This is a genomic window from Wolbachia endosymbiont (group A) of Gastracanthus pulcherrimus (assembly GCF_964028265.1).
GTDB classification, from domain to species: domain Bacteria; phylum Pseudomonadota; class Alphaproteobacteria; order Rickettsiales; family Anaplasmataceae; genus Wolbachia; species Wolbachia pipientis.
The window spans coordinates 231,914-257,416 of record NZ_OZ034763.1 but is presented as its reverse complement, the minus strand read 5'-3'; the positions used below and the strand labels follow the sequence as shown (position 1 = coordinate 257,416).

27 protein-coding genes, 2 tRNA genes, 1 other RNA gene and 4 pseudogenes are annotated in these 25,503 nt (G+C 35.5%); 15 read left to right on the top strand and 19 right to left on the bottom strand.

Going from position 1 to position 25,503, the window contains the following annotated elements; translation table 11 throughout:
* Positions 1 to 10 precede the first annotated feature (10 nt).
* Positions 11 to 418, top strand: a pseudogene (locus tag ABWU47_RS01355) (IS4 family transposase); the annotation flags it as partial.
* 72 nt (positions 419 to 490) lie between these two features.
* A pseudogene (locus tag ABWU47_RS01350) lies at positions 491 to 1,313 on the top strand (IS5 family transposase).
* A 16-nt stretch (positions 1,314 to 1,329) separates the two neighbouring features.
* On the opposite strand, the pseudogene ABWU47_RS01345 reads toward ABWU47_RS01350, so the two are convergent.
* A pseudogene (locus ABWU47_RS01345) lies at positions 1,330 to 1,877 on the bottom strand (DUF6444 domain-containing protein); the annotation flags it as partial.
* Between the two features lie 497 nt (positions 1,878 to 2,374).
* Between ABWU47_RS01345 and ABWU47_RS01340 the strand changes: the two are divergent.
* From ABWU47_RS01340 to lepB, 5 genes are all read left to right on the top strand, one after another.
* The gene (locus ABWU47_RS01340) at positions 2,375 to 3,400 is read left to right on the top strand and encodes a Fe(3+) ABC transporter substrate-binding protein (protein ID WP_006279947.1); all 1,026 of its coding nucleotides are present in this window, start codon (positions 2,375 to 2,377) and stop codon (positions 3,398 to 3,400) included.
* A gap of 203 nt (positions 3,401 to 3,603) precedes the next feature.
* Positions 3,604 to 4,491 (top strand): aspartate carbamoyltransferase catalytic subunit, encoded by an 888-nt coding sequence (locus tag ABWU47_RS01335; RefSeq protein WP_006279948.1) that lies wholly within the window; start codon positions 3,604 to 3,606, stop codon positions 4,489 to 4,491.
* Between the two features lie 45 nt (positions 4,492 to 4,536).
* Positions 4,537 to 4,668 carry a hypothetical protein gene (locus tag ABWU47_RS01330; protein WP_255317428.1) on the top strand — a complete coding sequence of 44 codons (132 nt, stop codon included), beginning with the start codon at positions 4,537 to 4,539 and terminating at the stop codon, positions 4,666 to 4,668.
* Positions 4,669 to 5,212: 544 nt separating this feature from the next.
* Positions 5,213 to 5,404, top strand: a complete 192-nt coding sequence (locus tag ABWU47_RS01325) for a hypothetical protein (protein ID WP_156518101.1) — start codon at positions 5,213 to 5,215, stop codon at positions 5,402 to 5,404.
* Positions 5,405 to 5,440: 36 nt separating this feature from the next.
* Positions 5,441 to 6,187 carry a signal peptidase I gene (gene lepB / locus ABWU47_RS01320; RefSeq protein ID WP_077188309.1) on the top strand — a complete coding sequence of 249 codons (747 nt, stop codon included), beginning with the start codon at positions 5,441 to 5,443 and terminating at the stop codon, positions 6,185 to 6,187.
* A gap of 7 nt (positions 6,188 to 6,194) precedes the next feature.
* Here lepB and ABWU47_RS01315 read toward each other — a convergent pair whose 3' ends face one another.
* The 4 genes from ABWU47_RS01315 to iscU are packed head-to-tail and all read right to left on the bottom strand — an operon-like array spanning position 6,195 to position 9,284.
* Complete coding sequence (locus tag ABWU47_RS01315; RefSeq protein ID WP_077188305.1) at positions 6,195 to 8,048, bottom strand: Hsp70 family protein; 1,854 nt, start codon at positions 8,046 to 8,048, stop codon at positions 6,195 to 6,197.
* The gene (locus tag ABWU47_RS01310; protein ID WP_077188306.1) at positions 8,026 to 8,484 is read right to left on the bottom strand and encodes an iron-sulfur cluster co-chaperone HscB C-terminal domain-containing protein; all 459 of its coding nucleotides are present in this window, start codon (positions 8,482 to 8,484) and stop codon (positions 8,026 to 8,028) included. Before ABWU47_RS01310 ends, ABWU47_RS01315 begins: the two co-directional genes overlap by 23 nt.
* Positions 8,477 to 8,881 carry a HesB/IscA family protein gene (locus ABWU47_RS01305; protein ID WP_077188307.1) on the bottom strand — a complete coding sequence of 135 codons (405 nt, stop codon included), beginning with the start codon at positions 8,879 to 8,881 and terminating at the stop codon, positions 8,477 to 8,479. The genes ABWU47_RS01310 and ABWU47_RS01305 overlap by 8 nt, the downstream gene beginning before the upstream one ends.
* Before the next feature lie 10 nt (positions 8,882 to 8,891).
* Positions 8,892 to 9,284 (bottom strand): Fe-S cluster assembly scaffold IscU, encoded by a 393-nt coding sequence (gene iscU / locus ABWU47_RS01300; protein ID WP_006279966.1) that lies wholly within the window; start codon positions 9,282 to 9,284, stop codon positions 8,892 to 8,894.
* A 178-nt stretch (positions 9,285 to 9,462) separates the two neighbouring features.
* Here iscU and ftsY point away from each other — a divergent pair, with 178 nt between their 5' ends.
* Entirely contained in the window at positions 9,463 to 10,374 is a 912-nt protein-coding gene (ftsY, locus tag ABWU47_RS01295; RefSeq protein ID WP_006279965.1) for a signal recognition particle-docking protein FtsY, read from the top strand.
* Here ftsY and radA read toward each other — a convergent pair.
* The 10 genes and pseudogenes from radA to ABWU47_RS01245 form a co-directional block, all read right to left on the bottom strand.
* Complete coding sequence (gene radA / locus ABWU47_RS01290) at positions 10,361 to 11,704, bottom strand: DNA repair protein RadA (protein WP_077188308.1); 1,344 nt, start codon at positions 11,702 to 11,704, stop codon at positions 10,361 to 10,363. The genes ftsY and radA overlap by 14 nt on opposite strands.
* Positions 11,705 to 12,512: 808 nt before the next feature.
* Positions 12,513 to 13,335 (bottom strand): annotated as a pseudogene (locus tag ABWU47_RS01285) (IS5 family transposase).
* Between the two features lie 93 nt (positions 13,336 to 13,428).
* Positions 13,429 to 14,166 (bottom strand): putative folate metabolism gamma-glutamate ligase, encoded by a 738-nt coding sequence (locus ABWU47_RS01280; RefSeq protein ID WP_077188310.1) that lies wholly within the window; start codon positions 14,164 to 14,166, stop codon positions 13,429 to 13,431.
* A gap of 1 nt (position 14,167) precedes the next feature.
* Positions 14,168 to 14,647 (bottom strand): dihydrofolate reductase, encoded by a 480-nt coding sequence (locus ABWU47_RS01275; RefSeq protein ID WP_006279286.1) that lies wholly within the window; start codon positions 14,645 to 14,647, stop codon positions 14,168 to 14,170.
* A complete protein-coding gene (folP, locus tag ABWU47_RS01270; RefSeq protein ID WP_077190481.1) occupies positions 14,641 to 15,924 on the bottom strand; it encodes a dihydropteroate synthase in 1,284 nt (427 codons plus the stop codon). The genes ABWU47_RS01275 and folP overlap by 7 nt, the downstream gene beginning before the upstream one ends.
* The gene (locus ABWU47_RS01265; RefSeq protein ID WP_353285720.1) at positions 15,921 to 16,307 is read right to left on the bottom strand and encodes a dihydroneopterin aldolase; all 387 of its coding nucleotides are present in this window, start codon (positions 16,305 to 16,307) and stop codon (positions 15,921 to 15,923) included. The genes folP and ABWU47_RS01265 overlap by 4 nt, the downstream gene beginning before the upstream one ends.
* 39 nt (positions 16,308 to 16,346) lie before the next feature.
* The gene (locus tag ABWU47_RS01260; RefSeq protein WP_077188312.1) at positions 16,347 to 17,003 is read right to left on the bottom strand and encodes a CADD family putative folate metabolism protein; all 657 of its coding nucleotides are present in this window, start codon (positions 17,001 to 17,003) and stop codon (positions 16,347 to 16,349) included.
* Positions 17,004 to 17,081: 78 nt separating this feature from the next.
* A tRNA-Ile gene (locus ABWU47_RS01255) sits at positions 17,082 to 17,158 on the bottom strand.
* A gap of 42 nt (positions 17,159 to 17,200) precedes the next feature.
* A complete protein-coding gene (gene trxA, locus ABWU47_RS01250; protein WP_006279168.1) occupies positions 17,201 to 17,524 on the bottom strand; it encodes a thioredoxin in 324 nt (107 codons plus the stop codon).
* 116 nt (positions 17,525 to 17,640) lie between these two features.
* A complete protein-coding gene (locus ABWU47_RS01245; RefSeq protein ID WP_010962900.1) occupies positions 17,641 to 18,261 on the bottom strand; it encodes a ribonuclease D in 621 nt (206 codons plus the stop codon).
* A gap of 180 nt (positions 18,262 to 18,441) precedes the next feature.
* Between ABWU47_RS01245 and ABWU47_RS01240 the strand changes: the two genes are divergently transcribed.
* From ABWU47_RS01240 to ABWU47_RS01220, 5 genes are all read left to right on the top strand, one after another.
* A tRNA-Gly gene (locus tag ABWU47_RS01240) sits at positions 18,442 to 18,514 on the top strand.
* Between the two features lie 501 nt (positions 18,515 to 19,015).
* Positions 19,016 to 20,027, top strand: a protein-coding gene (locus ABWU47_RS01235) for an IS630 family transposase (RefSeq protein ID WP_410530063.1) whose coding sequence is annotated in 2 segments (ribosomal slippage) — positions 19,016 to 19,495 and positions 19,497 to 20,027 — 1,011 coding nt in all. Because the reading frame shifts where the segments join, the coding sequence is not laid out codon by codon here.
* 113 nt (positions 20,028 to 20,140) lie between these two features.
* Positions 20,141 to 20,299, top strand: a complete 159-nt coding sequence (locus tag ABWU47_RS01230) for a hypothetical protein (protein ID WP_236514364.1) — start codon at positions 20,141 to 20,143, stop codon at positions 20,297 to 20,299.
* Complete coding sequence (locus ABWU47_RS01225; RefSeq protein WP_353285719.1) at positions 20,284 to 21,240, top strand: IS5 family transposase; 957 nt, start codon at positions 20,284 to 20,286, stop codon at positions 21,238 to 21,240. Before ABWU47_RS01230 ends, ABWU47_RS01225 begins: the two co-directional genes overlap by 16 nt.
* 97 nt (positions 21,241 to 21,337) lie before the next feature.
* The gene (locus ABWU47_RS01220) at positions 21,338 to 21,490 is read left to right on the top strand and encodes a hypothetical protein (protein ID WP_182319668.1); all 153 of its coding nucleotides are present in this window, start codon (positions 21,338 to 21,340) and stop codon (positions 21,488 to 21,490) included.
* An 84-nt stretch (positions 21,491 to 21,574) separates the two neighbouring features.
* Here the strand turns inward: ABWU47_RS01220 and ABWU47_RS01215 are convergent, their stop codons facing one another.
* From ABWU47_RS01215 to ffs, 3 genes are all read right to left on the bottom strand, one after another.
* On the bottom strand, positions 21,575 to 21,889 hold the full coding sequence (locus ABWU47_RS01215; RefSeq protein WP_038199344.1) for a YbaB/EbfC family nucleoid-associated protein: 315 nt from the start codon (positions 21,887 to 21,889) through the stop codon (positions 21,575 to 21,577).
* A 21-nt stretch (positions 21,890 to 21,910) separates the two neighbouring features.
* Positions 21,911 to 23,512 carry a DNA polymerase III subunit gamma/tau gene (gene dnaX, locus ABWU47_RS01210; RefSeq protein WP_077188314.1) on the bottom strand — a complete coding sequence of 534 codons (1,602 nt, stop codon included), beginning with the start codon at positions 23,510 to 23,512 and terminating at the stop codon, positions 21,911 to 21,913.
* 21 nt (positions 23,513 to 23,533) lie between these two features.
* Positions 23,534 to 23,623: signal recognition particle sRNA small type (gene ffs, locus ABWU47_RS01205), an RNA gene on the bottom strand.
* Positions 23,624 to 23,795: 172 nt separating this feature from the next.
* Here ffs and ABWU47_RS01200 point away from each other — a divergent pair.
* Positions 23,796 to 24,086: a WPE palindromic element domain-containing protein gene (locus tag ABWU47_RS01200; protein WP_082246112.1), complete on the top strand. Its 291-nt coding sequence runs from the start codon at positions 23,796 to 23,798 to the stop codon at positions 24,084 to 24,086.
* Positions 24,083 to 24,736 carry a glutathione S-transferase family protein gene (locus tag ABWU47_RS01195; RefSeq protein WP_065094500.1) on the top strand — a complete coding sequence of 218 codons (654 nt, stop codon included), beginning with the start codon at positions 24,083 to 24,085 and terminating at the stop codon, positions 24,734 to 24,736. Before ABWU47_RS01200 ends, ABWU47_RS01195 begins: the two co-directional genes overlap by 4 nt.
* Position 24,737: 1 nt before the next feature.
* On the opposite strand, the gene ABWU47_RS01190 is transcribed toward ABWU47_RS01195, so the two are convergent.
* Complete coding sequence (locus ABWU47_RS01190; RefSeq protein ID WP_353285718.1) at positions 24,738 to 25,385, bottom strand: O-methyltransferase; 648 nt, start codon at positions 25,383 to 25,385, stop codon at positions 24,738 to 24,740.
* Positions 25,386 to 25,503 lie beyond the last annotated feature (118 nt).

Sequence of the window (25,503 nt, the reverse complement as noted above, 5' to 3'; positions counted from 1 at the left end):
AACTTACAATTGCCTTAGATGGAAAATAGAGATATTACATAAAATTTTAAATCCGGTCTCAAAGTTGAGGAATGTAGACTTGGAACAGCAGAAAGATTAATGAGGTATTTAACAGTCATGAGCATTATTGCTTGGAGAATTTTCTTTATTACATCAATTGCAAGAACTAACCCAACATTACCATGTACTGCCTTATTAGCTGAGGAAGAATGGAAAGTTTTATATGTTAAAATACACAGGAAACCATGTCCAAATATAGCCCCTACTATAAAAGAAGCCGTTTCGTGAACTTGGAGGTCATTTAGCAAGAAAAAGCGACCCAAAACCAGGACCAATTACTCTTTGGAAAGGATATAAACGTCTCTTTGATTTAGCAGAAGGATGGCGACTTGCTCACGAACCTCATATTTGTTGGTAATAGTAAGATTTGAGAGGTTGTCCACAAACCAAGGAATACGTAGTATATAAAGAAAGAATATTGAGGTAAGAGATGAGGAAAAAATATCCAACAGATTTAAGTAAAAGGGAATGGGCAAGAATAGAAAAACACTTCAGAGTATCGTACAAGAAAGGAGGAAGGCCGCCAAAATACAGTAAGTGTGAGATAGTAAATGCAATTCTTTATATACTGCGCACAGGATGTCAATGGCGCTATTTACCACACGATTTTCCGCCGTGGAAGGCTGTGCATGAACAGTTTAGAAGATGGAAAAAGCAGAGAATTTTTGAGAAAATGAACTATGATATCACTAAATATAGTAGGTCAAAAATGGGAAGCCGAGCGCATGCATAGTGGACAGTCAATCGGTAAAAACCACGGAAAAAGGGGGGGCAAAGGTTATGATGGTGCGAAAAAGGTAAAGGGGAGAAAAAGACATATAATCACAGATACTCAAGGATTTGTGCTTGGTTGCTATGTAGGAGCTGCAAGCGAAAATGACAGAGATGGGGTGAAGATGGCATTGGACAATATGAAGGAAAAATACAGCAATATTAAGAAAATGTGGGCTGATATGGGATACCAAGGAAAAGATTTAAAGGATTACGTAAAGAGAGAATATGGGATAGATATTGAAATTGTCAAAAGGCCTCCATGTAGGTTTTGGGTGCATAAAGATACACCACTAGAACTATTGCCACAACGGGATCCTGGATTTTCAGTACAGCCGAGAAGGTGGGTGGTAGAGAGGACTTTTGCTTGGATCAATAGAAATAGAAGGCTATCAAAGGAGTACGATTTACTTACAACATCTACTGAAAGTTTCATATATCTGGCTATGAGTAAAGTTATGTTAAGTAGGGAATATGCTTGATTTACTGGTTTGTGGACAACCTCTGATATGCTGCCAACACTTATGTTCAAATTAAAAATGTCATTTATGATACTAGCCACTTCACGCTTTGAGTTTTTGTAAAATCCGCTGAGTGCTGCAATTATAGACTTAACCCTTGGACCAAATGTATCTGGCGTAACACCTTCTGGTAACTTGCTACTTTTTCTTTTTCTGCATCTCCAACAACGACCATGTTCCAATTACTACATAAGGCCTAATTTCCGGAAGATCAACTTTTTGGTGAACATAAGGTTTTTCGCATATTACAAGCTCTCCTCCGCATTCGCAAATATTAGGCAACTCTATTTTTACTACTTTATCCGCTTCCATTGTGGCATGAAAATTTCCTTTATGCCCAACCTGATCGCCAACATTCCTTTCGCTTTTTGGCTTGTCCTTTTTTATTTTGTATAGCTCTTTTGAGCTGGGCAGGGATGAGTTTTTTGAATTTAAACCGAGCCTTTCCTTTAATTCAGCGTTCTCTATCTTTAAAGCTTTATTTTCTGCTTTTAAGTTTTCTATCTCTGCTTTCAGTTTTTCTATTTTTTGCTGTAAATTTTTGCAAAGTTCTCAAAGGTTCACCACATTACCTCACTTTTGCTCTATGATTATCTTTATTATCTTGCTTTGTCTACCTTATTCTACCACTCCGCTGAACGGATACAATTTACTAAACAGAAAAAAAGGCAAAAGAAACCCTAGGGTAGCTAGTTATTCACTATCCATTTTTTAAGTTGGCGTTTTTTAATGTTTTAAATAGCGCATTTCAGCTTATATTAGGTAAAAACCTAGAAATTTTATAAAGACATAAGGTGCACATAGTGCAAAAAATTAAGCATGATTTACGCCAAATACATTAAGTTTTTTGTCATTAATCCACTGCAGAGATTGCGAAGATAAATAAATAGCTTCAGTGTTATAATAAGGGGGCTGGCGAAGCTTGTCAAGGAAGTTTTTATGATTTATCTAACGAACTTTACACTTGCTAAAGTTGTACCATCTTGGTAACTTTAACTGAAAGAAGTTATTTTTTATCCAATATGAAAAAAGCCTTTATATTCACATCCTTAATAGCAATTATATTGATAGTTATTACTTATTTATACAGAAACGACGGAACTAATGACTCACAAGTGGTAAATGTTTATTCATCGCGCAAAGAAGAATTAGTACGTACTTTGTTTGATGAATTCACGAAAAATACAGGTATTAAAGTACGTTACATCATTGATGATTATTCTCAGCTACTTTCACGAATGGAAAACGGTGGTGAAGCTGACTTATTTTTGACTGCTGATGCAATCAACTTAATTCTAGCAAAAAAAAGAGGACTTTTATCTCAAGTAGATTCAGGGGTTTTAAAAAGTGTTATACCTGCAAGATTTAGAGACAGTGAAGATTATTGGTTTGGTCTTACAAAAAGAGCTAGGATATTGGTTTACAATAAAGAGTCAGTAGACCCTAAGGACTTAAGTACTTATGAAGATTTAGCAAATGAAAAATGGAAAGGAAAAATATTAGTGCGTTCTTCTACAAGTCCATATAACAGATCGTTAATTGCTTTTATGATTGCAAATAATGGTTTTGAAAAGACGAAAGAATGGGTAAGCGGAATTGTGAGCAATATGGCAAGAAAACCAAGTGGTGGTGATACTGATCAAATTTACGCCGTAGCAGCGGGTGAGGGAGATGTTGCAATAGTAAACAGCTACTACTTTGCGAGAATTCTTTCATCAGAAAATAAAAAGAATGTTGCAGACAAGCTAGGGGCTTTTTTTCCTAATCGCAACGATCACGGTGTAATGGTAAACATCAGTGGTGCAGCAGTAACAAAAAACGCAAAAAACAGGGAAAATGCTATAGTCTTATTGGAATTTTTAGTAAGCAAGCAGGCTCAAGAGTTATACGCTAAAAAAAACCAAGAATATCCTATTATTGAAGGCGTTGAAACTTCCGATATACTAAAATCTTGGGGAAATTATTCACAAAGTGATTTGCCTCTAAGTGAACTTGAGAAGCATCTTTTTGAGGCTGTTATGATAGCGGATGAGTGTAAGTGGAAGTAATCCCCAGCGCCACTAAACATTGGGATGAAAGATTTATGCTAATATACCTTACTCTTGACTCGCTGAACTTTTTCTTCCTTCTAACTTAATTTTGACTTTACTATCTTTTTCCGTTCTTTCACCAAAACAATTGCTGCACAAGAAGTCTATTGAAAAAAGGTAATAAGAAAGTAGAATAGGTTCAAATAGTTGAAAAGGAAACTATGAACAAGAGAAGGAATTTGTTAAACATCTCAGACCTTACAGTCGATGATGTAGAAAATATAACTGAGTTGGCCAACCAGTACCTTAAAAAAGAAGTTGCAAATAGTCATATCTTGGAAAATAAGACAGTAATAAATTTATTCTTTGAAGATTCAACGCGTACACTTGCGTCTTTTGAAATAGCAGCAAAAAGCCTTGGAGCAAATGTTGTAACTTTGCCAATAAGATCTTCTTCTATTAACAAGGGAGAAGATCTAAAAGACATGATCAAAACATTAAATGCAATGAATCCTGATTACATAATAATCAGGCATAAAAGTAGTGGTATCATTAATACACTGGCAAAGTATGTTAACTGCTCGCTAATCAATGCAGGCGATGGAAGTAGTGAACATCCAACTCAAGCTCTTGCAGACTATCTTGTAATCAGCAATCACAAAAAGCAAATAAAGGACCTCAAAGTTGTGATATGTGGAGATATTCTGCACAGTAGAGTTGCAAGATCAAATATAAGATTGCTAAAAATGTTTGGAGCAGAGATAAACTTGGTCGCACCACCAACTTTGATTTGTAAGCATTTTCCTGAAGTAGATTCAGTCCATTATTCATTAATTGAAGGTATAAAGGATGCTGACGTAATTATGCTTTTGAGATTGCAGAAAGAGCGCATGAATAATAGTTCTTCAGAGAAAGAATATTTTTATTTGTATGGACTTGATTCACAAAAGCTATCATACGCAAAACCAGATGCGATTGTTATGCACCCAGGGCCAATAAACAGAGGGATTGAGATTAGCAGCGATGTAGCAGATTGTGTTATTTTACAGCAAGTAGAATTTGGATTGGCAATACGTAAGGCAGTGTTGCACTATTATAGGCCTTGCTAATATTAAAAGATGCTACACAACTAATTCAAAAAGGGGGGGCATGAAATGACAAGGCTTGTAAATGGTTTGAGAATGGCCATTAAGATGTTAAGGCCGAGGATATGGTGTGGAAGTTTTTACGAAAGCCTGAAGTCAATCAACAACCTTGCAGAACGGCAAATTAGACGGCTATCGTAAAAACAGCTTTTTCACCTGGTCGGAACATGGAGAAAGATTTGTGGAAAGAATGTTGTCGATATTTTTGACATCACGTCTCAATGGCCAAAATCCCTTCCAAAAGTTACGACTGCTTAGTTCTTTATTCATTCTCACAATCCGTGAACGGTTACAACCTGGATTCCAGTGGGCTTTGTTGCATCGCTAGCTATGATGGATTAAAGATAAAAAAGATAGCGAATATCAGTAGCTTATTATTCTGGTATTTATAACAAGAACGGTCAATGAATACCTAAATTTGAGTAAAAGAAATTTCACTACCATTTACCAATCCGGCTAAAATTCAAGAATTTCAATGCTTTAGCTATTTTCAATAGAATTAAATTTATTAATATAAATAACAAATTACTATTCTTAAATTTGATCAGATTGATTGCAAAAAAACAAGATTTTCAATAGGTTACTTATAATCCTAACTATAGTTAGCCTTTCATAAGTAGCGATGCAACAAAGCCATTCCAGTGTCAGCTACTTTCATAACACCATATTACCTTAACAAAAGCAAATGTTCGTACAGATGTGCATCAGCTACTTTCATCTGCCACCTGCAAATTGCAATGTTCGTACAGTTATGTGTCACGCTACTTGGATGACACCGTTGAAAGAAATGAACCGCCTTTTCAAAATTGTTTTGAATAGAGGAATAACATTCACAAGTAAAATTTCATATTACCATTTTTTAATTTATGTATTATAATAAGCTTAATCTATAAGAAAAACAAAGTTGGAAAAGTTGGAAGAACTAAGCAAAAACTGGGTGATAAGAACGGGAAGATTTTTATCTTCATTGTTTTTTTTACTGTTGATTGCGCTATCAATACGTAGTTTTTTATTCGAGCCATTTCATATACCTTCTGGTTCAATGAAAAGCACCCTACTTGAAGGGGATTACATTTTTACTAGTAAATATTCATACGGTTACAGTAAACACTCCTTTCCATTTTCTCCAAACATTTTTAGCGGCAGGATTTTTTATACCCCTCCAAAGCGTGGCGACATAGTAGTTTTCAAACCCACAAGAAATGACAGCATCAGGTTTGTTAAGCGAGTAATAGGAACACCAGGTGACAAAGTGCAAATGATAGAGGGAGAATTATACCTAAATGATCAGAAAGTAGAGCGAAGGCAAATTGAAAGTTTTTTTGATTATGAGTCGAATCGTAACATACCAAGATATATAGAAACGCTTTTAAGTGGCAAGGAGCATGAGATTTTGGTAGATAACATTTCTAATAAGCTATCATATAACACTCCGGTTTATTATGTACCTAACGATCAATTTTTTGTTATGGGAGACAATAGAAATAATTCTTTGGATAGCAGGTTTCCTGAAGTTGGTTTTGTACCAATGGAAAATATCATTGGGCGTGTAAGCATAGTTGGTTTATCATTTAAATTAGGAAAGGTCGATTGGTTACCATTTAATTTCAGGTTACCTGTTGCCTTGAGGTTAAATAGGGTATTGCACAAGGTTGTGTAAGCTTTTTCTACCTATTTGTTAATTCACACAACTCTAAAGAGGAATTTTCTAACTCGGCGATAGTGTTGTTAATTTCATTCATGTCATTGCCTTGTAAAGCGTTTTTTGCATTTTGTAATAGGTTTTTCAACTTTTGATCAGTGAAAAGGTTATTATTGTTTTCAACCAAGTGTATGAGTTTATTTCCATTAATTTTAGCACCTGCAAGGGAACGAGCCTTCATATCTTCATCAAAGCTGTTTATTGACTGGTTAACCATATTTTGAACATCAGCTTCACTCAAGCCAAAATTTGAATTTACTTCAACTGTCTGCTCAATTCCAGTAGCTTTTTCTCTTGCAGTAACAGTCAAGATTCCGTCAACATTAACTGTAAATTCTATTTCAATTCTTGCAGAACCTGCAGGCAGTGGCGGTATACCTTTTAGTTCAAACTGCGCTAGAGATTTGTTATCCTCTATCATTTCACGTTCTCCCTGACAAACGTGAATTTTCATTGCTAGTTGCCCATCAACATAAGTTGTAAACTCTTTTATCTCTGAAACTGGTAGTGGTGTATTTCTTGGTATGATTTTTTCAACTATGCCTCCCATAGTTTCTATGCCAAGTGATAAAGGTAGAACATCCAGGAGAATATTCCTATCTTTTGAGCTCGAAGTTAAATCATGAGCCTGCAGAGCTGCCCCAATGGCAACTGCTTTATCCGGATCCACGTCATTTAGTACTTTATTTCCAAAAAGTTCGACTAGTGAATTTTGAACCAATGGTGTTCTAGTTGCACCACCAACTAAAATTACTCCTTTTATATCATCAATTTTAAGATCTATATCACTTATAGTACGAGTGACTATATTGATAGTCCTATTGACCAAAGAACTGATTGCATGTTCAAATTCTTCTCTGGTAATTTCGCATTCAAATAATTCACCGTTAATATTGAATTCAAAAGTGCCTACGGTGTTTTCGCTCAGGTATTCTTTTACAATACGTGATTCAATAAGTGTTGTCATGCAAGTAGCTGACACTGGAATCCAGTTCTTATTATATAACTTTCTAGTGTGTTCATTTGTAATCAAACTTTCTGGATCCCAGACTGGGATGACACTAGAGCATTCTTTGTTTAAACCTACCTTTTCTCTATACTTATCAAGCACAATAAGGTTAAGCAAATGATCAAAATCATCTCCACCGAGTTTAGTGTCACCACCAACTGCAAGAACTTGAAACACTCCTTGATGCAATTTCAATATCGAAATATCAAATGTTCCACCACCAAGGTCATAAACTGCATATATTCCACTGTTATTGTTCTTTTCAATGGAGTAAGAAAGCGCTGCAGCGGTTGGCTCGTTAACGAGGCGAAGAACTTCTATTCCAGCTAATTTTGCCGCATATTTAGTTGCGTTACGTGCTGAATCGTCAAAGTAAGCTGGCACAGTAATCACTGCTTTTTTTACTTTCATCTCTGTAGACTCTTCTACCCTCTTGCATAAAGCTTTTAATATCTCAGCAGAAATCTCAACAGGAGTAAGATACTTTTCCTCTGCGCATTTTATTCTAATAACTTTTTCGCTTTCATGATCTATTTCAAAATTGACGCCTTCTTTATTTAATTCTTCAACACTTTTACCCATTAAACGCTTTATTGAGTAGATTGCATTTTGACCGACGTCACAGCCAGTTTTCAATGTATTATTTTCATATGAAAGAGCAGAAGGCAGTAGCTCTCTTCCCTGCTCATCTTTAAATATCTCCACGTTGCCAGCTTTATTTACCATGGCAATTAAAGAATTGGTGGTACCAAGATCTATACCAAAAACTACTTCACTTGAATTTGGTTCAGAAATTTGAATTGGTTGCATTCTTTTTCACCTCCTCAAATGACTTATATAAATATTTCAATCTTAAGACTTGTGTAGCAGCTCCATCAAAATTCTTTACAGCAAAAGTGTTAATTAGGTTTTTAACGCAATCTTTTATTTTTTCATCAATCATCCTGCTTGCAAATTGTAGATCATCGCAGTCTAGTAAGTACTCTCTTATTTCCATTGATTCATTTAATATTTCAGAATTTGGATGATCCTTTGGGCTTCCCACACCAAAAAGATTCAACAAATGCTCAGCACGTTCTAGTGGTGACTTTAGCACTTGATAAGCTTTGTTGATATTTTCCATGTTTTTGGACTGTCTTTCATTTATATCAGTCTTGCTTAGCTCAATATATTTTTTCTCTAACTCATCAAAGCTGATATTGAAAGTTGGTTCAATTTCAAACAATGTAAAATAGCTGCTAGACATGAAAACTCTCTCCACAACCACATTTTCCTTTCTCATTAGGATTTTTGAAAACAAAACCCGATGAAAATTTTTCTTCTACATAATCCATTTCAGAGCCAAGAATAAACATGACGGATTTTGGATCGATCAACACTTTAACTTTTTGGTCATCACTGCAGTTTTCCTCAATTATCGACTCTAAAGGACGAGTATCATACGCATATTCAATATCATATTTTAAACCAGAACATCCTTTTTGTTTAATTAGCACTCTTATTCCTATTGCTTCTTCTGATTTCTCAAGGTTAGTATGCTTCTTTTGGTCCAATAAATACTTTATCCTTTCTACTGCTTTCGCAGTTATAGTAATAAGTTTTTTATCTTTCTTTATAGCGTTTACTCCTTGATATTCACTCATGCTTTAGTTCTCAATGTCCACCTTTATTTTGTTTACTTTGATAGTCATGAATAGCAGCCTTTATAGCATCTTCAGCAAGTACCGAACAGTGTATCTTCACTGGAGGTAAAGACAACTCTTCCACTATTTGAGTATTCTTTATCTGTGTAACGTCACTGATGGTTCTCCCCTTTATCATCTCTGTTAACAAGGAACTTGAAGCAATGGCAGAACCACAACCAAAAGTTTTAAATTTTGCATCTTCAATAACACCTTTGTCATTGACCTTTATCTGCAATTTCATTACATCACCGCACGATGGTGCACCAACTAAACCAGTACCAACATTTGGATCATTTTTATCCAGAGAGCCAACATTTCTTGGATTTTCGTAATGATCTAAAATTTTCTCATTATAACTCATAAAATTACCTGTGAACCGCTATTCTACATTATAACATATTTAGGTTAAAAACTAAAGAAAAATGCACTAGCAAACAGTATATTTTACTCACAAAATATATGGGTTACGAGTGTATTTACTTTACAAATACATGTAGTGCATGTCATTCTCTATATTGTAACTAAAAAGGAGTATTCTCTTGAGTTTATTTGGTAACCTTTATAAAGGCTTGTTAAAAACTTCTTCTCGCTTTAGCAACGGAGTAAAAAGTATTTTCTCTAACAAAAAAAAATTAGATCAGTCGCTTTTAGATGAGCTAGAAGAATTGCTAATTAGCATGGATATTGGTCATAAAACTTCCAAGTTGATTATTGACAGGCTCACAAGCATCAAGTTTGACAAGGAAGTTGAGTATAATATTATCTCGCAGCAGTTAATGAACGAAATAGAAGCTATATTGAGCCCAGTTGTGCAACCGTTAATTTTGAACAAAAAACCACATATAATAATGGTATGCGGAGTAAACGGTAATGGTAAAACCACAACTATAGGTAAGCTTGCATATAAATATAAGGAAATGGGAAAATCCGTTATGCTTGTTGCATGCGACACATTTAGAGCTGCTGCTAGTGAGCAATTAAACATTTGGGCAGAACGTTCTGATTGCTTGATTGTTACTGGAGAGTACGGTAGCGACTCTGCAAGTGTGGCATATAGAGCTGTAAGTCAAGCTATAAAAGACAACGTTGATGTTGTTCTAATTGACACAGCAGGAAGGCTGCAAAATAATGTGAACCTTATGGAGGAGTTATCAAAAATATATAGAACGATAAAGAAATTGGATGATACTGCCCCTCATGACGTTATTTTAGTTCTTGATGCAACTACCGGCCAAAATGCCTATAGCCAATTAGAAGCATTTAGCAAAATGGTTAATGTTACCGGGCTAATCGTAACAAAGTTAGATGGCACTGCTAAGGGCGGAGTGGTAATTGGACTTGCAGAAGCTTATAAGATAAAGTTACATGCTATAGGAATTGGCGAAAATATAGAGGACTTAAGGGAGTTTACTAGTAAAGAATTTGCTGAAGCGTTATTTAATTGTAATTAAAGACTTCTCTTAATTCCCTTACGTGACCAAGCTTGATTATTTCAATATCATGAGAAGAATAATTGCCATTTTTAGGCATAATTGCTTTTTTGAATCCTAACTTTTGTGCTTCTTTTAGTCTGAGATCAGCATGCGAGATGTTCCTAATTTCTCCTGAAAGTGCAACTTCACCGCAGATTATTGAAGAAGTTGGCAGCGGTAAATTTACTACACTTGAAATAAGGGAAGCAGCAACAGCAAGATCAGCCGATGGTTCCTGTATTTTGAGTCCCCCTGCAATGTTTAGGTATATCTCTTTATCATGCAAAAACATTTTGCAACGAGCATTTAGCACCGCAATGATCATAGCCAATCGATTAATATCCCACCCAACTACTGCCCTTCTTGGGGTTGCCATATTAGTCCCTGCTATTAATGCTTGCACTTCCATTAAAATTGGTCTTGAACCTTCAATTCCTGCAAATACGGCGCTGCCAACTACTTCTCTGTCATGGGCCATCAGAAACAATGATGATGGGTTATCAACAGGCACAAGTCCTGCTTCAGACATCTCAAAAACACCAATTTCATTTGCAGGGCCAAATCTATTCTTAATAGTACGCAAAATGCGGTATTGATTGCTATTTTCACCTTCAAAATATAATACCGTATCCACCATATGCTCCAAAGTTTTAGGTCCAGCTATTTGTCCATCCTTAGTTATATGGCCAACTATTAAGAGGGAAATACCATATTGTTTCGCAAGAATGGTTAATTCATGTGCGCAAGTGCGGACCTGAGTTACAGTTCCTGGTGCTGATATAATTCTGCTATCATACATTGTTTGTATAGAGTCAATTACTAAGAATTTAATACTTTTGTTTTCCTTTATTGTTGCTACTACATCAGTTAAAGACACTGTAGACAAAAGCTTAATTTTAGGTTCATTTATCTTAAGACGCTTTGCTCTGAGGCTCACTTGCTCTAAAGATTCCTCGCCGGATACATAAAGACATTCAAAAGAGGAAAGTTGCACAACATTAGCTGCAATTCTAAGCAAAAGGGTAGATTTCCCAATTCCAGGTTCGCCACCAATTAAAATGCTAGCACCTTGAACGATACCTCCACCAAAAACTCTATCTAATTCTTCTATTCCTGTTAAAAAACGACTTGGAGTGATAATTTCGCTACCCGATAACGTCTTTATTAAAATTGGCGCAGATATACTTCTTTTGCCCGTTTTTACTGCTATTTCCTCAACAACTGTATCCCAATTGTCACATGCAATACACTTCCCTACCCACCTGCCAGTGCTGTGACCACAGGATTGACATACATATACAGTTTTCATCAAAGCCAAAATTATTTTGTTGTAATTGTAATAAAAATTAGCTGAATATGCGAAGTAAATCTATAGCTAACCCAAGAAAGGGTTCCCTATGTCATACCGCGATTCATTCGCGGTATCTCTAGATCCCGCTAACAAGTAGCGGGATGACGAGGTCATGCCACCGCGCGAACCGTCATACCGTCACGGGATCTAGAGATACCGCTAACACGTAGGGGAATGACGAGGTCATGCCGCCGCGGTATCTCTTAGCCGCTAACACGTAGCGGGATGACGGTTGTCGTTTAGCTACAAACGTTAAGAAATTTACCAAATGAAAAAAAAGGCAAAAGAAGCCCTGGGGTTATTATCCGCTTTAAAATATTGGCGTTTTTTATGTTTTAAACGCTTGACAAGCAAGATTAAGCTGCTTTTAATTGCAACTAGCTTACGCTGCAAATGTTTAAGAAGTTTACTAAGCAGAAAAAAAGACAAAGAATCCCCGAGTTAGCTAGTCTTTTACTATCTCTGTCGAGTATTGGCATTTTTTGATGTCTTGTAACGCTTTATAAGCGCGTTCAGCTTATTTAGATAAAAATCTAGATGTAGATGAAGTTTTGTAAAGACATACAGTATCTATATACTGCAAAAAATTGAACATAAGACGCCGATACATTAAGTAATCCTTACCTTTTAATCTGCAGATTGGCGAAAGCAAATACAATAGCTTCAGTTTCATTATAAGGGGGTTGGCGAAGGGTGTCAAGCAAGTTTTTTGTTTCTATTCCCAATGTTATATGGTTATGTAAGAGGTTGTCCACAAACCAGTAAATCAAGCATATTCCCTACTTAACATAACTTTACTCATAGCCAGATATATGAAACTTTCAGTAGATGTTGTAAGTAAATCGTACTCCTTTGATAGCCTTCTATTTCTATTGATCCAAGCAAAAGTCCTCTCTACCACCCACCTTCTCGGCTGTACTGAAAATCCAGGATCCCGTTGTGGCAATAGTTCTAGTGGTGTATCTTTATGCACCCAAAACCTACATGGAGGCCTTTTGACAATTTCAATATCTATCCCATATTCTCTCTTTACGTAATCCTTTAAATCTTTTCCTTGGTATCCCATATCAGCCCACATTTTCTTAATATTGCTGTATTTTTCCTTCATATTGTCCAATGCCATCTTCACCCCATCTCTGTCATTTTCGCTTGCAGCTCCTACATAGCAACCAAGCACAAATCCTTGAGTATCTGTGATTATATGTCTTTTTCTCCCCTTTACCTTTTTCGCACCATCATAACCTTTGCCCCCCCTTTTTCCGTGGTTTTTACCGATTGACTGTCCACTATGCATGCGCTCGGCTTCCCATTTTTGACCTACTATATTTAGTGATATCATAGTTCATTTTCTCAAAAATTCTCTGCTTTTTCCATCTTCTAAACTGTTCATGCACAGCCTTCCACGGCGGAAAATCGTGTGGTAAATAGCGCCATTGACATCCTGTGCGCAGTATATAAAGAATTGCATTTACTATCTCACACTTACTGTATTTTGGCGGCCTTCCTCCTTTCTTGTACGATACTCTGAAGTGTTTTTCTATTCTTGCCCATTCCCTTTTACTTAAATCTGTTGGATATTTTTTCCTCATCTCTTACCTCAATATTCTTTCTTTATATACTACGTATTCCTTGGTTTGTGGACAACCTCTAAGAAGTCTAATAGCAAATTTTTAAGTTCCTCTTTAACTCTTTAACCAGCGGGCTCGCATGAGGAGAGGAGAGTAAAGGTCCTCTTCCATAGATATCTTCACACTTTTTTCTTCTTCTGTAGTTGGCGGATGAGTAAGAAAGTGAACCTTTGGTGCACCACTAATTATTGCCATCGGTGTTTGCTCTGCCCCTTCTCCCATAACTAAAACAGCAGATGTTGCCAGTGCATCAAGAAGATTGACTTGTGTTACTTGCAGTGGTTGATTATAAAGATCTGGCTTGCCTATATAGGAATAAAGTGGTTCAAATCCACACCAACCAAGAGCAACGCCCGTAACCCCAAGGCGCATAGGTGTTATGTTACTATCTGTAATCAAAATACCAAGATGTTTTATGCAGTGTTTTGTCTTGAGATAGTTCCATATTGATAGAGCTGTTTTCTGAACATCCTTTGGGTATAAAATATACATTTCATTACCATTTGATTCATCAATACCAGCAGATGGAATTAAGATATTGTCTTTGATTGTTAAATAGATGCCGTAAGAATTATGGTCTACATCAACAATTGCATCAGCTTCTCTTTTGATTAGCTCTTCTTTAGAACAAGCAGTTTTGCAAACCACTTGTTTTTGACAAATAGAAATGATTTTTGATGTGATAGCAAGAACAACTTCCTCTCTTAGCAACTCTGAAACATAGCGATCAAGAACCTGCTCTAATACTTCTCCACATTCAATGCGGTGGGTATAAATTGCTTCAACATGCATATTAACGTGTCAGCTTGCATATAGTATAATCTTTTGTTTGAGCAAGAGCGGTTTTATACCATCCATCAAGAAGTGTTAAGTTGAAATATACATCACCTTTATAAAGTCTGTGAATTTCTGTTATGATAAACTCTGAAATTAGATCATACTCCAAAAAAAGGTGCGCTATTTGTGCTCCACCAATCATGAAGACTTTAGAACTACTTTGGATTGACAAAAACTCTTGCATAGAAGAAATAATAGTGCATTTTACTCCTCTGTTAAAACAAGAATTTAATTTGTTACGAGAAAAAACAACAGGGATACGATCCTTCAATATGTTTTGAGGCATAGTTTCAAATGTTTTTCTTCCCATAACAATAACTTGTTTGTCAGTCACCTGACGAAAATGATCTAACTCACTTGGATAATGCCAGGGCAATCCATTATTTATTCCAATTACCCCCTTGGGATCAACAGCCATAATTCCGATAACTAGCATCCCTGTAAAGCAGCTTGAGCTACAAAGAATCGCATGTGATCACGCACATTATGCACTCGAAGGAAATCAACCTTGTTGTGCAATGCAGATGATAAAGCAATTGTTTCTAAATCTCGGTTAAAGACAGGTTCTGTAGAAAAAGAAGAAATAAATGACTTTCTAGAATGACCAACCAGAACTTTGCAGCCAAAATTTTGTAACGTTTCTATACTGCGTAAAATCTGGATATTCTGGTACATAGATTTGCCAAAACCAATACCAGGATCAATAATGATCGAGCTTTGATCAAAACCTAGAGCTAGTAATCTATTAATGTTCCTTTCTGCCCAATTACTTATGGTATCAATTGGATCAATGTCACTTGGGATAATGTTGTCACTATGTGGTGGTATGGAGAGTGAATGCATAATAACGATACTACATCCACTGCTAGCAATCGCTTTTAAGGTATTATCATCTAGATCTCCCTTCTGATCGTTTACCCAGGCAATGTTGTAGTGCTCCAAAACGTTCAAAATAACATCTGGCCAGAAACTATCAATGCTGACTTTAATGTCACCAACTTTCATATATTGATTAAGGTCATCAAGCACTGGTTTTAAGCGTGCATACTCTGCTTTTGGAGTTTGTATTGAGGAGCCAGGTCTTGTTGATTGAGCACCAAGTTCAACTATGCTTGCACCATCTGATAACAGCCGCAGTGCCTGCTTGGTTGCTTGATCTGCATCATAATAAAGACCACCATCTGAAAATGAATCAGGAGTAATATTGACAATACCTATAAGCTCTGGTGAAAGCGTAAAACTCCTTAAAAAGCAATCCTTAATGTTAGGGTTAACAGTACCAAACGTTTTGTTAACTACTGCCATGGGACTCAGCATTGCCATCAAGTGAAGCAAAAATGGTCTGTTTATCAATTCTGGGTGAGGAATCTTAAGGTAGGGTGTATCAAGTGTCAGGTCATCCCATAACAAAATATCCAAATCAATAACGCGAGGTGCCCATTTTTCATAGACCTGCAGACGGCCAATGTCACATTCAATTTGTTTAAGGCCCTTTAACAGCTCTTCAGGAGAAGAAGAACAACTTCCATACACAACCATATTTAGAAATGGCCTGTCCCACCCAGGTGGAGCATCATTTGGTAAAATAGCCTTAGTTTCCAGAATAATTGAAGATTTTAAATTTTTAAAATAGCGTTCCTGCAGTAACTGAGCAGCCTTTTGTAAATGGGAAAAGCGATTCCCCATATTTGAGCCAATAGAAATGTAAATCATTCTTGCAACGCATTACGATAAGTAAAGAAAACACCTCCATGCACACTGGGGACAGGTGGTGCAACTTTGTGAATAGTTACGCCTATAGAAGAAATAATAAGCTTTTTTTGCATCACAAGGTTATTAATGGTCCTGTATATATCATGAGTTAAATGCTCGATTAAGTTGAATTGCTTGCTTTGAACGAGAGATTGAATACTCTGAACTACCTCCAAGTAGCATATAGTATCCTCAAGCCGGTCAGTTGTAAGTCCTAAAGGGGGGGATTTAAAGGCAAAATCAATATTAACACTAACTAATTGAGAATGATACTTCTCTTCTGCACTATAGCCTAAATGAACCCAAAGCCGTAAGTCAGATATAAGAAGATTACATGCAGACATTGCATTCCAACATCACTGAGTTTAAGCTACTTACAACTACTAACACACGCTAGCATTCATCATTCCATCAAGAAAACCCCACAAGAGCCTTGCTCCCTTTTGAGCACCCTGCATAACTTTATCTTGCTCTTTTTCATCTAGATCTTCAATAAGATTTGCACATTCCTCAGAATGCCATTCATCAGCATGCATATGGACCGTAAAAAATTGAAGAGAACGCTCATCACTTATTGAATAGTGTTTTTTTAAACCTTCAATTTTAGACTTAGAAACCTCTGGAGTTTGACGTTCATAAGCATAAAGTGCACCCAAACCGGAAGCAAAATCTGATCGTACAATATCAAAGTAACCGTCAACTAATTCTTGTGTCTCCTTAACTTGTGCATCTTCAAGAAGATCAGACCGTGCTACTCCAAGTCCTTCAGCAAAACGCTTCCATAACTCTGGATGATTTTCATCACCTTGTTCTTCTTCTATCAAATTACCAAGCAAAACCTGTCGCATTTTTAGATCTGGGCACAAAAAATGTATACCACTGATATAACGAGGAAACGCAGCAACGTGGTGATAATATTCTTTAGCATAGGTTTGTAAAGCTTGCAAGCTTAAGCTTCCTGTATTCCATGACTGGTAAAATGGATGATTTAGTAAGTGCAATTCATCTAACTTGTTATTTAGAGACTTAGTAAATTCCATCATTTCCCCCATTACATTAATATATAGTTCATATACTATAGTTTTCTCATTGTTACGATCATGCTAAGATCAATACAATGGTGGGATTGGTAGGACTCGAACCTACGGCCAATTCGTTATGAGCGAACTGCTCTAACCGACTGAGCTACAATCCCTTTTATCAATATTTATAATACACACAAAAGCAAATTTGTCTATTAGCTTATTTCACTATCAACCCAACTTGACAAATCATTTGTTGCACCAATTTTGCGTGCAATTTCCTTACCATCTTGAAATATGATTAAAGTGGGTATAGATTGCACTCCATACTTACTTGGCACTTCAGTCCCTTCATCTATGTCAAATTTGCAGATCTTAATCTTGCCTTTTCTGTCTTTAGCCAATTGTTCGATACGTGGCATTAGACTTTTACATGGCCCACACCATTCTGCCCAAAAGTCTATCAGAACAAACCCTTTATAGTCAGTGACTTCAGATTTGAAATTTTGATCATTTACCGATGTAATATCATCACTCATAAAATACCTAAATTTTTGTAAAATATAGCGTATCTATTAGCAGTTAATCAACTAAATTCTTACCGCAGAGCTTGAAAAATTGCCCTAAAGTGTTTTGCACAAACAAAAAACTTCTATTACATCTGGTGGTTAAAGATATCCACGTTTTCCCAACCCATTAAGTCTAACTCAATGCGAGTAGGAAGAAATTCAAAGCACTTTTGGGCCAATTCTTTTCTATTTTCACGTTCCAGCATTAAGTCTAGCTTTTCCTTTATCCTGTGGAGATACAAAACATCAGATGCAGCATAACTTTTTTGTTTGTCTGTTAAATTTTCATTTCCCCAATCAGAAGATTGCTGCTGCTTATTTAGTTTGGTATCAAGCAGCTCTAAGCACAACTCTTTTAAGCTATGATTATCTGTGTAAGTACGAACTAAACGTGAAGCTATCTTTGTGCAATAGCACGGAAGTGCCCAAGTTTCCAAGTAATAACGTATTATGCTTACATCAAATCGCGCGAAGTGAAATATTTTAGTTATATTTTTATCCTCTAATATTTTTCTCAAATTTGGCGCTGTATAATCGTTCTTGAGTTGAACTAAGTGAGCGTTGCCATCATTAAAAGAGAGCTGCACAAGGCATAATCTATCTCTGCTATGAAGTAGCCCCATTGCCTCGGTATCAACAGCTATAGACCTTATATCATCTGGTATTGAACTAGCTGGCAAGTCGTCTTTATATAAAAATATTCCCATAAAATTAATACATTTTTTGGCACAATTGAAAACCTATGATAATCAAAAATGAGTCTTAAGTATACGAAAAGATCATAGAAGGAACCACGCAAATTTATGGGCTCTCACATTTTTCGTGTACACGGGGTTTACAAATCGCTGTATATGCCTATAATTAAGTAAATTTAGGTTAATTTAATTGCGGGAGTAGCTCAGTTGGTAGAGCGCAACCTTGCCAAGGTTGAGGTCGAGGGTTCGAACCCCTTCTCCCGCTCTTTGCTTTCAGAATCATTTCGTCAAAAATCCCTTGACAAACTCCGCCAGCCCCCTTATCATGAAACTGAAGCTATTTATTTATCTTCTCTGTACAGATTAAATGACAAAAAAACTCACGTATCTGGCGTCCCATGTTTAATTTTTTGCACTATGTGCACCTTATGTCTTTATAAAATTTCTAGGTTTTTACCTAATATAAGCTGAAATGCGCTTATAAAGCATTTAAAACATCAAAAAACGCCGATTTAAAAAATGGATAGTGAATAACTAGCTACCCTAGGGTTTCTTTTGCCTTTTTTTCTGTTTAGTAAATTTCTTAATGTTTATAATTTAGATTAGTTGCGGCTTAAAAGCAACTAAATCGCGGTTATTAAGCGTTTAGAATAAAAAAACGCCATACTTGAAAGTATAATGTAATACCAATTCCCATTACAGGGCAAACAGATGGACAATGATGGAAGAAAAGCCATACTGAAGTAAGTAAAATAGCGAGGTTTAAATGGCATTAAGATCAAAATTATTGGATGAAAAAGTAGTAGAATCAGCAAAAGAAATGCTGAAGAAAGTAAGGAATAATGCATATGTTTCAAAAAAACTAAATGCTGTAATTGCAGCAAAAAAGTACAGTATAACGGCTGTAGCAAAAATATATTGCATTTCAAGAAGCGCACTAACTTCGTGGGTAAAACTCTTGAAAATTGGCAGAGAAGAAAAACTGTTTGCTCCTTCACAACGTCGTAGAAAAACTAAATTAAATCAGGCTCAACTACAGCAAATTGAAGAGTGGATAGAAGAAAATCCTAATATCACCATTAAAGAAATGAGAATAAGAATCCAGGAAAAGTTCGGATTAAATATCAGCAAATCTACAGTACACCGCCATATGCAAAAGATGAAATTCTCATATATTACACCAAGACCAGTTCATAATGGACAAGATAAAAGCAAACAAGAGGAATTCAAAAAAAAATCTCAATTGAGCTATTAGCAAGTATCCAGAAAAAGAGCTATTTTTCTTTGATGAATCACGGTTTGGCACACATTCAAAAGTTGGACATGGGTGGTTTAAAAAGGGGATTAGAACACAGGTTAAAACAAAATTAGGTAGGCAAAATTTCTATCTCTATAGTGCAGTTAATCCTAGAAATGGAGAGAGTTCTAGCTTATTTGCACCAAATGTCAACACTGATTGCATGAACATATTTCTTGAGCAAATTTCGCAATATCTAGAAACACGAGAGGCTTTTCTCGTTATGGACTGTGCTAGTTGGCATAGGTCAAAAAATTTAAAGGTACCTAAAAATATCGACATTATATACCTACCTCCATACTCACCTGAGCTAAATCCTGTTGAGAGGCTTTGGTTATATATAAAACAGAACATTTTGCGCAATAAAATATACGATACAATTGCTCTACTTGAGGGTGCTTTGTGCAAATTTATTACTTCTCTTGCCAGCTCCACAACTAAACAACTCTGCAATGTTTCCTATTTGACTGGACAACAATGAGAATTGGTATAAGTAATTAGCCAACCACGGGGCTTCTTTTGCCTTTTTTTTCGTTTGGTAAATTCCTTAATATTTATAGCTAAGAGAGCCCAAGAGAGGTGTCATTCCAGCGCATGACGCTGGAATCCAAAAAAAAGGATGATGTCATCCCAGTGCGTGACACTGGGATGGCTTTGTTGCATCGCTCAAGTGAAAAGAACTGGCAGTTACTGACAAAATTCATTATAAATAGCCATTTAACTGTTGAAGAAAAAATATGCCACAAAAAATGAGAGTCAGTAACTGCCATGAATATAACAAATTTCTCCAAGAAAGAGGAAGCATTTTTTGTTATATCAATGACGCCATAGAAAATTGGTACGAGAATTGTCCAAAAATGCAGGGCGGCAACTATATTTATAGTGATAAAGTTGTGATTTTGGTGCATATAATCGTCAGTTTCTTTAGAATTGGTTTAAGACAAACAGTCGGGTTTATAAAAGGGTATTTGCAACAAATAGGAAGAGATTTGGCAGTTATCAGCTATTCACAAGCATCAAGAAGGTTTAAGAAACTTAATGTTAAGATAAATGATTGCAGAATTGATAAAAATAATATGGAAGATATCGAAATTGCTATAGACAGTACAGGAATTAGTATATACAACAACACTCCTGGTCACAGCAAGGAAAATAGCACTGACAGAAAATATCGTGGCTATGAGCAAACGAGAAAATTGCACGTAATGTTGAATATAAACAACAAAAAAGCCATAGCTGTAAAATACAGTAACGGTGTCTACTCTGATCACTATGGAGCTTGTGATTTGCTAAAAGAAGTTGATTTTCAGCATGCCATAAAAGCACTATATGCAGATAGAGCATGTGATAGGCACAAGTTTTATAAGTTGTGTAACAAATATGATATAAAGACAAAAATTCCACCAATAAACAATGCGGCAGAACATCCAGAAATAGATTATATGTCTGACAGGAATGCTGCTATTAGGTTAATAAAATTATACGGTGAAGATGGCATGAAAGAATGGAAAAAAGAAGTAAATTATGGGAAAAGATCTTATATTGAAGGGTTTTTCTCAAGATTAAAGCAAATATTCGGATTTAGTTTTAGGAATAAATCTGAGATAAATCGAGAAAAAGAACTGCTAATCAAATGCTATTTGCTTAATAAATTCACTGATATTGGTATGGCTAAATTTGAGATAGTTACATGAATTTACCATAAATCACCATCTCATAAAGTGTGATGCAACAAAGCCCACTGGGATCCAGGAATTTTATTAAGTTGGTAAGCATAAAAGTAGCCGTTTTATGTTAAAGCACAACGTTCTTGATGAGATTACGGCAAGGCTGGATTCCAGTGTCAAGCACTGGAATGACATCGTTTACTATGTGATATCGTGCCATATTGCAATGTTTGTACAGTTGTGGAATGAATCACGGTACGACGTAGGGCTATGCTAGTATAGGTACATTATATGAAGAAGTACTAGCGTTGGGAATATTAGAAAAAAAATACTTACACTAAAAGAAACTTCAGTAGTAAATTCAAAAAGGAAGTTTAAACCCAGATGGTAAACCCATCATACCTGCAAGATCAGAAGTTGCATTCGCCATATCTTCTTCTGCTTTTTTAACGGCATCATTAAACGCTGCTGTTACTAAATCCTCTACTATATCTTTTTCCTCATTTCTCATAAGTTCTAAGTCTATGTTCACCTTTTTAGCTTTATAGCTACCTATTTTTATGACTTCCACTAATACAGAAACTTTGCCACCACCAGAAATACCTTGAAACTCTTTTCCAACATATTTTTCTTGAGCTTCTGCAAGCTTTTTTTGCATCTCTTGCGCTTGTTTCATTATTTGACTAAAATCCACAACTTACTCCTTATTTTCTATATTAACTACTTTTGCACCTTTAAACGTGTCAAGGATATCCTTAACTGCAGGTGCATAATTTAAATTACTCACTTCCCTGTTTATATAACCTGTATCAACTGCAATAACCCACTCTTGCTGAGTCACCTGGCTTAAGTAATTTTTTAAATCATTGCAAAAATTACTATCCAACTTAGATACAGCTTTTAATTTTAAATATCCAGGTTTACAATCTATTAATTGTAGATTATTACACAGTTGTTTGTAAAGATAAATTTGGTTACTCCGCCTTAATAGTTGCAAAATCTTATCAAAATCGTAATTTTGTTGTTTATTTTCCACATGGATCCCAGTGTCAGCTACTCGGATGACAGAGTGGGGTTGTTGTTTACTTTCCACATATTTTTTTGGATCCGAGTAGTCAGCTACTTGGATGACAGAGGGGGAAGGTGCAACAGGTCTGCCCTGTCTATTTCCTTGCTCTACATTCTGTGAAAGAATTTTTTTGATCACCTGTTCTGGAGAAGGTAGATCAGAGAGATAGCAAAGACTAATTAGCATCATTTCAGCAGCAACATCGTTGCATGTTGAAGTTTTTATATCTTGAATACCTTTAAGCAACACCTTCCACAATCTCGAAAAAAATATTAAAGATCTCTTTATACTTAAATCTTTTATCCTATTCTTTTCATGCTCTGTAACTGCACTATCAATCTCTTTCGTAATTAAAAAACGGCATATTAACTGAATTGTTTGCAATAGACCTTCAAAAATACTAAGTGGGTTTGCTGTTTTTATCGCCTTGTCAAACACTGATAGAGCTTTTTGTAAATCACCATCTAATATTGCTCCTAATAGATCGAATATAATATCTTTATCCACTAGGCCAAGTATGTCTGTCACATTTTTAGTGGATATTGCACCATCTTTGCTATATAGCACTGCTTGATTCATCAAAAACAAGGCGTTACGCATTGAATTTCCAGAATGTCGTGCAATTAATTCTAATGCTCCCTTTTCAATGGAATAACTCTCTTTTTGTGCAACATCATTTAAACGTTCCACTATTTTAGCTACAGGAATGTTGTGTAAATCAAATCTTTGACAACGTGCAATAATAGTTATTGGTATTTTTTTTATTTCCGTAGTTGCTAAAATGAACTTTACACTAGATGGTGGCTCTTCTAGGGTTTTAAGTAATGCGTTAAATGCACTGCTGGATAACATATGTACTTCATCTATAATGTAGACTTTGAATTTAGAGCTTATAGGTGAATAGCAAATATCTCCCAGGATTACTTTAATATCGTCAATGCTAGTGTGACTTGCCGCATCGATTTCAATTACATCTGGATGGCTTGAATTTTTTATTGCTAGACAATTTTCACATGATCCGCAAGGTTCAAAAATTGGCCCCAGGGAACAATTCAAACATAAAGCTATTATCCTTGCAGTGGTGGTTTTACCAACTCCACTACTACCAGAGAGCAGTATAGATTGTGGGATTTTGTTTAAAATAAAAGCATTTTCTAATACACGCACTAATATATCTTGACCTACTAGATCTTTGAAGCTACTAGGACGATGTTTTAATGCTATATTCATAGCCTCGGATAAAACAAATAATGAAATAGGTATGCAACCCAAAAAGGTTCTGATATGGCTGCTTCATTTCTGATCTGACCAAATTACAGAGTTTTTGCCTGCATACCTTATAAAATATTATACTTTTTTTTTTATTTAGCAAGGTATATCCTATATTAGTCTTATAATTTATATGTTAGACCTCTTGCAACATTACTTTAAAATAAACGAGAAGTTAGCTGTCATGCAAGTCACTACAAGATTGTCACTCCAATGTTTATTTATGTCATTTCAGCGCTTATTTATGTCATCCCAGTGCCTAGGCATACAGCTGTATGAATGTTGTGATATAAGAGCAATTTTTACCGAAAAGGATGTCATCCCAGTGCTTGACTACTTGGATCCAGAAAACTTAACTGTAAATGAGCGCACTAGGCAATTGTATAACAAGAACTGGATTCCAGTGTCAAGCACTGGAATAACACCACCTGCTACGCAAACTTCTGTCGACTACAAAGAAAGTTCGTACAGTTGTAGGTCAAGCCATAGAGTAACAAAAAAAGGATATTGGTATACCAAAAGAGGAACATTATGATTTTATATCATTTTCCTCTTTGTCCATTTTCACGAAAAGTTAGAGCTTTTCTAAAAGAAAAAAAATTAGGCTGTGATCTAGTGTATGAAAATCCGTGGGAAAAGCGGAATGAATTTATGGAGATCAATCCAACCGGGCAAGTACCAGTGTTAATAGATAATAACTTTGTAATAGCGGATAGTAATGCCATTTGTGAATATATAGAAGAGACTTACAATAGCGACGTCAAATTACTTGGTTCATCCACTATTATTAAGTCTAAAATACGCGCTCTAATCAATTGGTTCGATAACAAATTTTACAATGAAGTTACTAAGTATATTATGAATGAAAAAGTAATTACTAACCGCAGCCCTGACTCTAGATTTCTTCATGCAGCTCAGCATAACCTGCCTTGCCATATGGAATACATCGAACACTTAATTAACAAGAACGTTTGGCTTGCAACTGATAAGTTCACTTTAGCTGATATTACTTTAGCATCGCATATTTCCGTAATGGATTATGTAAGTAGTTTTCCATGGGAAAAAAGTAAAATTTTAAAAGAATGGTACTCCATTGTTAAATCAAAGCCTTGTTTTCGTGAGATATTATTAGAGAGGATTTCTGGTTTAATCCCTCCTAAACATTATGCTGACCTTGATTTTTAACTTATGTTAGCTTTAAAGCTACAGTCATTCCTTCATCAGTTGGAATCAATATAGAGAAATATTTTTTTTCATCTGATAATCTATTATTAAACTCCCTCATGGCATGCCATGATTTTTCTGATACTTCTTTTGGAGGCGATTCTAAAAATACTGTGTTAAACAGTAGAGTGTTATCTGCAACGATTAGCCCATCTTGTTTAATGTATGACTCTGCCCAATCTAAATACTCAGGATAACTACTTTTGTCAGCATCAATAAATATCATGTCAAATGGTGCTTTTGCTGATAATTCATTAATTTTTTCCAGTGCATCGCCTTCTATTAGAGTAATTTTATCACTTAGATTAAAAGCACTAAAATTTTTTTTTGCTATTCTTGAGTGTTGAGGATTATTTTCTATTGTATATATATGACCGTCTTTTAGTAGAGCTTTTGCCATGCAAATCGACGAGTAACCGTATAACGTGCCAATCTCAACAATACTTTTGATTTTTTGGATTTTTATAAATAAACTTAATAGCTCTCCTTCTTCAGGGCCAATTTGAATATGTTGCTTTTTTTCAAGAATACAATATTCTTCTATTTTTTTATATTCTTTTGCAAATAGATTTCTTATGTATGACAATTTTATACTAAAATTATTACGCATATATTATAAATTAGGGAGACTTAATTCATACACAATTTATAAATATAATAATATAGTTTAAAATAATAAAAACATTTATTTTAAGTTATTATTTCATAGTATAAAATTTTAAGTGACA

Excerpts from the sequence above, each read along its gene's own strand:
- ABWU47_RS01340 (WP_006279947.1), top strand. The coding sequence starts at position 2,375 with ATGAAAAAAGCCTTTATATTCACATCCTTAATAGCAATTATATTGATA.
- ABWU47_RS01335 (WP_006279948.1), top strand. The coding sequence starts at position 3,604 with ATGAACAAGAGAAGGAATTTGTTAAACATCTCAGACCTTACAGTCGAT.
- ABWU47_RS01330 (WP_255317428.1), top strand. The coding sequence starts at position 4,537 with ATGACAAGGCTTGTAAATGGTTTGAGAATGGCCATTAAGATGTTAAGG.
- ABWU47_RS01325 (WP_156518101.1), top strand. The coding sequence starts at position 5,213 with ATGTTCGTACAGATGTGCATCAGCTACTTTCATCTGCCACCTGCAAAT.
- ABWU47_RS01315 (WP_077188305.1), bottom strand. The coding sequence starts at position 8,048 with ATGCAACCAATTCAAATTTCTGAACCAAATTCAAGTGAAGTAGTTTTT.
- ABWU47_RS01310 (WP_077188306.1), bottom strand. The coding sequence starts at position 8,484 with ATGTCTAGCAGCTATTTTACATTGTTTGAAATTGAACCAACTTTCAAT.
- ABWU47_RS01305 (WP_077188307.1), bottom strand. The coding sequence starts at position 8,881 with ATGAGTGAATATCAAGGAGTAAACGCTATAAAGAAAGATAAAAAACTT.
- iscU (WP_006279966.1), bottom strand. The coding sequence starts at position 9,284 with ATGAGTTATAATGAGAAAATTTTAGATCATTACGAAAATCCAAGAAAT.
- radA (WP_077188308.1), bottom strand. The coding sequence starts at position 11,704 with ATGAAAACTGTATATGTATGTCAATCCTGTGGTCACAGCACTGGCAGG.
- ABWU47_RS01280 (WP_077188310.1), bottom strand. The coding sequence starts at position 14,166 with ATGCATGTTGAAGCAATTTATACCCACCGCATTGAATGTGGAGAAGTA.
- ABWU47_RS01275 (WP_006279286.1), bottom strand. The coding sequence starts at position 14,647 with ATGCTAGTTATCGGAATTATGGCTGTTGATCCCAAGGGGGTAATTGGA.
- folP (WP_077190481.1), bottom strand. The coding sequence starts at position 15,924 with ATGATTTACATTTCTATTGGCTCAAATATGGGGAATCGCTTTTCCCAT.
- ABWU47_RS01265 (WP_353285720.1), bottom strand. The coding sequence starts at position 16,307 with ATGTCTGCATGTAATCTTCTTATATCTGACTTACGGCTTTGGGTTCAT.
- ABWU47_RS01260 (WP_077188312.1), bottom strand. The coding sequence starts at position 17,003 with ATGGAATTTACTAAGTCTCTAAATAACAAGTTAGATGAATTGCACTTA.
- trxA (WP_006279168.1), bottom strand. The coding sequence starts at position 17,524 with ATGAGTGATGATATTACATCGGTAAATGATCAAAATTTCAAATCTGAA.
- ABWU47_RS01245 (WP_010962900.1), bottom strand. The coding sequence starts at position 18,261 with ATGGGAATATTTTTATATAAAGACGACTTGCCAGCTAGTTCAATACCA.
- ABWU47_RS01230 (WP_236514364.1), top strand. The coding sequence starts at position 20,141 with ATGACGCTGGAATCCAAAAAAAAGGATGATGTCATCCCAGTGCGTGAC.
- ABWU47_RS01225 (WP_353285719.1), top strand. The coding sequence starts at position 20,284 with ATGCCACAAAAAATGAGAGTCAGTAACTGCCATGAATATAACAAATTT.
- ABWU47_RS01220 (WP_182319668.1), top strand. The coding sequence starts at position 21,338 with ATGTTAAAGCACAACGTTCTTGATGAGATTACGGCAAGGCTGGATTCC.
- ABWU47_RS01215 (WP_038199344.1), bottom strand. The coding sequence starts at position 21,889 with ATGAAACAAGCGCAAGAGATGCAAAAAAAGCTTGCAGAAGCTCAAGAA.
- dnaX (WP_077188314.1), bottom strand. The coding sequence starts at position 23,512 with ATGAATATAGCATTAAAACATCGTCCTAGTAGCTTCAAAGATCTAGTA.
- ABWU47_RS01200 (WP_082246112.1), top strand. The coding sequence starts at position 23,796 with ATGTCATCCCAGTGCCTAGGCATACAGCTGTATGAATGTTGTGATATA.
- ABWU47_RS01195 (WP_065094500.1), top strand. The coding sequence starts at position 24,083 with ATGATTTTATATCATTTTCCTCTTTGTCCATTTTCACGAAAAGTTAGA.
- ABWU47_RS01190 (WP_353285718.1), bottom strand. The coding sequence starts at position 25,385 with ATGCGTAATAATTTTAGTATAAAATTGTCATACATAAGAAATCTATTT.